We start from the raw sequence: 5,133 nt of genomic DNA on the forward strand, positions 1-5,133 counted from the left end.
GCCGGTCTCCGCGCCGCCCGTGCCCTACGCGGGCCCGCCGGTGTCGACTCCGCCGGCGCCCTACTCCGCGCCGCCGGTCTCCAGCCCGCCGGTCTCCGGCATGCCGGTCTCGGCGTCGCCCGTCTCCGGTCACCCGTACTCCGGCTCGCCCGTCTCGGCCTCGCCGTACTCCGGCTCGCCCGTCTCGGGGCCGCCGGACGGTCCGCTGCCCCATCGTCAGGCCCCCGGCACGCCCGGGCCGAGCACGCCGGCGCCGCCCGCCTGGCCGCCGGTCGCCGGTGCGGACCGCGAGCCGGCGACCCCGCCGGTGCCCGAGCGTCTGGCCGCCGCGCTGGACATGACCACCGAACTGCCGCGGGTGTCGCGCTCCGGCGCGCCGACCCACGCCCCCGCTCCGCAGGCGCCCGCCCCGGCCGCCCCGCAGGCGCGGCCGACCACGCCGCCGGCCCAGACCCCGCAGCGGTACGCGGACGAGACGATGGAGCTGCCGATCTTCCGGGAGCTCGAGTCGGCCTGGTTCCGTACCCGCCGTCCGGGGCCGGAGGAGGCGGCGGTGGCCGCCGTGAAGACGCCGACCGACGGTGGACCGACCCAGCAGTTCGCGCGGGTCGACACCGACGGTCGGGACGTGCAGCCGACACCACCCGGGACGACAGGTAACTCGCCGATGGCAGACACCCCGGCGGCCGGAGGAGCGCCGCGCGAGAACGGACCGATGGCAAACGGGGGTACCCGCCCCGGCGTCGCCGACAGCTTCGGTCACCGCCGGTCCTCGCAGCAGCAGACCGTGGGTTGGCAGACCGCGGCCGACGACGGGTGGCGCGCCGCCTCGGCGGCGACCGAGGTGCCGGTCGCGGCGACCACCTCGACGGGGCTGCCCAAGCGCACCCCGATGGCGCAGTTGGTGCCCGGCGCGGTGGAGAAGCCCACCACCTCCGTGCAGCGGCGTACGCCGGAAGGTGTCCGGGGCCTGCTTTCGGCCTACCATCGGGGCGTGCAGCGGGGGCGTACGAACCCGTCGGACAGCAACCCGACCAGCCCGGAGGCGACTCCGGGAGGGCAGCAATCCTCGCAGTCTGGCTCAGGCCCGGTGGCCGGGAGCGGGCAGAAGGAGCAAGAACGATGACAACTACGCAGGATCTCGGTTGGCTACTGGCCAACTTCGCCGACCGGGTACCCGGTGTCGCGCACGCGGTCGCCGTCTCCGCGGACGGACTGCTCCTCGCGTCGTCACGGGACCTCCCGCGTGACCGGGCCGATCAGCTGGCCGCGATCGCGTCCGGCCTGGTCAGCCTCACCCAGGGTGCGGCCCGCTGCTTCGAGGGAGGCGCGGTGCTGCAGACAGTGGTGGAGATGGACAATGGCTTCCTGTTCCTGATGTCCATCTCGGACGGGTCGTCGTTCGCGGTGCTCGCCGCCCGCAGCTGCGACGTGGGACAGGTCGGCTACGAGATGGCCCTGCTGGTCGACCGGGTGGGCGACGCGTTGACCCCGCAGCCACGTGCGGCTGCGGGGATGCTGGGCTGACGACCTGTTGACCCGTGAGGTCGGCGGGGCGACAACGACAACGACGACGGGCTCCATCCGGAGCCGGTGCCGGGTGCGAGGGAGGTGAGCGGCGACATGGCCGATCGTGACGAGCCGACCGGAGCGTTGGTCCGTCCATACGCCGTGACCCGTGGTCGTACCCGCCCCCGCCTCGACATCGCGCTGGAGGCGCTCGTCGAGACGACGGTGCGCGGCCGCGCCGCTGCCAATGGCAACGGCGGTCAGGGTCGCGAGCACCAGTACATCGCCGCGCTGTGTGATGGACGTGTGCAGTCGCTCGCCGAGATCGCGGCGCGGATGCAGCTCCCGCTCGGTGTGGCCCGGGTGCTCATCGCCGACATGGCGACGGACGGCCTGGTCGCGGTCCACGAGCCGACCATCTTGGACGACTCGGACGACGCGGTGGGCACTGAACTGCTGGAGAGGGTGCTGAGTGGACTTCGCAGGCTCTGACATGTCGCACCGCCCGCCGACCCCGAGTGGGCGCGTGACGTCGGCGAAGATCGTTATCGCCGGTGGATTCGGCGTCGGCAAGACGACGTTGGTCGGCTCGGTCTCGGAGATCACGCCGCTGACCACCGAGGCCATCATGACCTCCGCCGGCGTGGGCGTCGACGACACCCGGCAGGTGCCGGGCAAGACGACGACCACGGTGGCGATGGACTTCGGCCGCATCTCGATCGACCGTGACCTGATCCTGTACCTGTTCGGTACGCCGGGGCAGACCCGGTTCTGGTTCATGTGGGACGAGTTGGTCCGCGGCGCGATCGGCGCGGTCGTGCTGGTGGACACCCGCCGACTGGCCGACTGTTTCGCGGCGATCGACTTCTTCGAGCACCGGCGGCTGCCGTACCTGGTGGCCATCAACTGCTTCGACGGGATGCAGTACCACGACCCGCAGGACGTCCGGGACGCGCTCGCGATCTCCGGCGACGTGCCGGTGGTGGCCTGCGACGCCCGTAACCGGGAGTCGACGAAGCACGTGCTGATCTCGCTGGTCGAGTACGTGCTGACCATGCGGCGCTCGCGCGCCGTCGCGCCGGCCTGATCGACGCGACCCGCGCCCGGTGACGGCCTCGGCCGCCACCGGGCGCTCGTCGCTGTCCGCACCACGGGGTCGACGCCACGCCCGCGCCGTGCGCCGGCCCCCCACGGCCGGCGGGGCGCCGCCTGCGGCACGGCCGGGAGGACGGCGGGCCGGGTCACCAGGAGCGGGCGGCGGGCCGGCGCGGGGTCAGGAGACCCGCGTCCAGGCGCCCGCGCTGACCGTGTAGACGCCGAGCGAGCCCTGGTCCATGCCGCCGTGCCGGATGGGGGTGAAGGAGTACATCCCCGCCATCCCCTCGGTGACCTGGTTCTGGAGGAACGCCCGGATCCGTCCACGGTCGACGCTGGTGGAGAGCCGCGCCGCGTCGGCGATCAGCCGCACCGCGTCGGACGCGTACGGGGCGAAGCCGCTGAACCCGCCGTGGAGCTGGACGTAGCGGTAGACGAACTCCTTGCGGTCCAACGCGGACATGGTGGTGTTGGCGAGCATCGCTCCGCCCAGCGAGGTCGGATGGACGGCGTACGTGCCCTCCATGAGGGCCGCGTTCCCGCCCTCCAGGGTCTGCTCGGCCACCGCGCCCGCGTCGAGGAAGACCGGTCCGTCGTAGCCGGCCCGGCGCAGCGCCCCCACGGCGGCGGCGGAGTCCGGGGCGGTCGCCCACACCACCACCCCGTCGGGGCGCGAGCCCGCCGCCGCGCGGGCCGCCCGGCGGAGGTCGCCGCCGGTGCGGGGTAGCCGGTTGGCGGAGGCCAGCGCCACTCCCGCCGTACGCAGGGCCCCTGTCATCGCCCGTACGCCGGAGTCGCCGTGCAGGCCGTCCGCGGCCAGCAGCGCCGCCCGGGAGAGCCGCTGCGAGGCGATGAGCCGGGCGAGCCGCCGGGCCATGTCGCCGGCGTCCGGAGTCATCTTGTAGACGTACGTCCGCTGCGGCAGCGGCAGCACGATCCCGTCGCCGTAGGCGAGGGAGAGGAACGGCACCCGCTCCTTCTGCGCGACCCCGACCAGGGCCATCGAGGTCTCGGCCAGGGTGCCGCCGACCAGGGCGTGCACGCCGGTGTCGCGGGCCAGCGCGGTGGCCTGCCGGGCCGTCAGCGCCGGATCGCCGGCGTTGTCCCGGACCTCCAGCCGTACGGCGCGGCGCACGTTGCCGATCGGCACGCCGTTGGCGTTGAGCGATTCGAGGGTGATCTCCAGCGCCCGCTGCTGGAGGACGCCGAGGGCGGCGCCGGGACCGGTCAGCTCCAGGCTGACCCCGATCAGCAGTTCCTGACCGCCCGGCGCGACCGTCCTGACCGGATCGCCCTCGCCCGCCTCGCCGCGCCCGCAGGCGCTGAGCAGGAGCGTGCCCGCCGTCGCGGCCAGCAGGCCGCGCCGGGTGAACGCGGAGGGGCCGGGTGCCGATGTCGCCATGAGTCGCCTTCCCACCCGGCGACCCCTGCCGCCGGCTGTTCCGCCGGTATGCTCCCGGCCGCCGCGAGGCGGCGTCAAATCATCCGGGTGTGGGCAGGAACACGCAGGTGGGAGGCGGTTTTGCGGCGGTCAGGAGCGGTAGCCGGCGGAGCGGTACTCGAATTCCCGGTCGTCGTCGCGGTCGCCCGTGTCGCGGGTGAAGTCCCAGCCGCCGGCGGCCTCCCGACCGGGCCGGCCGCCGACCGCGAACCCGCCGATCTCCTGTCCCCGGCGCCAGCCGCGGAAGTATCCGGTGGTGTTCTCGGCGAGGCTCGCCGCGTCGCGGACGATCCGCAGTGGCCGCTCCTCCCGCAGCGGAGAGCCGGGGACGAGGTTGGCCTGGGGGACCCGCTTGGGCAGCCCGGCCGGGGTCTCGGCACCGACCGCCGGGCGGGCGGCCTGCTCGGCCGCCTGCCAGCCGGTGTCGGCCGTGGTGGACCAGTCCAGGTCGGACTCGTCGTCGTGCCCCACGAACCAGGCGGACTTGGCCTGGGCGAAGATCAGCAGGTCGCCGTCGCCCTCGTCGGACACGGGCGGGGGGCGGCGCTCCATCGGGGGCGCCGGGCGGTACTCGGCCACCGGCCGCTCGTCGCGGGGCGCCGGCCGGTAGTCGGCCACCGGCCGCTCCTCACGGGCCACCGGCCGCTCGTCACGGGGGGCCGGTCGCTCGTCCCGCGTCACCGGCCGCTCGTCGCGGGGGGCCGGTCGGCCACTGCGCGCGGCCTCCTCACGGTCGACCAGCCGCAGCGGGGGCGTCTCGGGCTGCGCGTCGGCAGCGGGGCCCGTCCCGCCGCGCAGCGCGCGGTCGGCCAGCGGCGGCGGCTCGACCAGCCGCAGCACCGGGGGCTCCTGGGGCAGGTCGTCGGCCAGCCACGGCGGGGTGACCCGGCGCTCCGCCCCCGGATCGGTCGGGGCGTCGACGCCGCGCCCGCCGCGGTCGCCGTAGGCGCCGGCGACCGGGTTCTTGGCGGAGCTGTCGGCCGGGTTCTCCGGGTTGTTGACCAGCGGCCAGTTGGCCCGGGAGCCGGGGGGAGCGGGCTCCGCCCGGGCGGCCGGGGGAGCGGACTCCTGGCCCGGCCGGGGGGCTG

4 protein-coding genes and 2 pseudogenes are annotated in these 5,133 nt (G+C 75.1%); 4 read left to right on the plus strand and 2 right to left on the minus strand.

Annotated features, from left to right (window positions below):
* The 4 genes and pseudogenes from ACSNN9_RS27675 to ACSNN9_RS27690 all read left to right on the plus strand — a co-directional run.
* A pseudogene (locus tag ACSNN9_RS27675) lies at positions 1-1,126 on the plus strand (ATPase); the annotation flags it as partial.
* Complete coding sequence (locus ACSNN9_RS27680) at positions 1,123-1,527, plus strand: roadblock/LC7 domain-containing protein (RefSeq protein ID WP_067370442.1); 405 nt, start codon at positions 1,123-1,125, stop codon at positions 1,525-1,527. The pseudogene ACSNN9_RS27675 and the gene ACSNN9_RS27680, both read left to right, overlap by 4 nt.
* Before the next feature lie 96 nt (positions 1,528-1,623).
* Positions 1,624-2,001, plus strand: coding sequence for a DUF742 domain-containing protein (locus tag ACSNN9_RS27685; protein WP_030329021.1), 378 nt, complete (start codon positions 1,624-1,626; stop codon positions 1,999-2,001).
* A 1-nt stretch (position 2,002) separates the two neighbouring features.
* Complete coding sequence (locus tag ACSNN9_RS27690; protein ID WP_089002065.1) at positions 2,003-2,596, plus strand: GTP-binding protein; 594 nt, start codon at positions 2,003-2,005, stop codon at positions 2,594-2,596.
* 186 nt (positions 2,597-2,782) lie between these two features.
* On the opposite strand, the gene ACSNN9_RS27695 is transcribed toward ACSNN9_RS27690, so the two are convergent.
* Together ACSNN9_RS27695 and ACSNN9_RS27700 are read right to left on the minus strand one after the other, a co-directional pair.
* The gene (locus ACSNN9_RS27695) at positions 2,783-4,006 is read right to left on the minus strand and encodes an ABC transporter substrate-binding protein (protein WP_436676237.1); all 1,224 of its coding nucleotides are present in this window, start codon (positions 4,004-4,006) and stop codon (positions 2,783-2,785) included.
* A gap of 129 nt (positions 4,007-4,135) precedes the next feature.
* Positions 4,136-5,133 (minus strand): annotated as a pseudogene (locus ACSNN9_RS27700) (hypothetical protein); the annotation flags it as partial.

It is taken from the genome of Micromonospora sp. URMC 107 (assembly GCF_051386315.1).
Taxonomy (GTDB): domain Bacteria; phylum Actinomycetota; class Actinomycetes; order Mycobacteriales; family Micromonosporaceae; genus Micromonospora.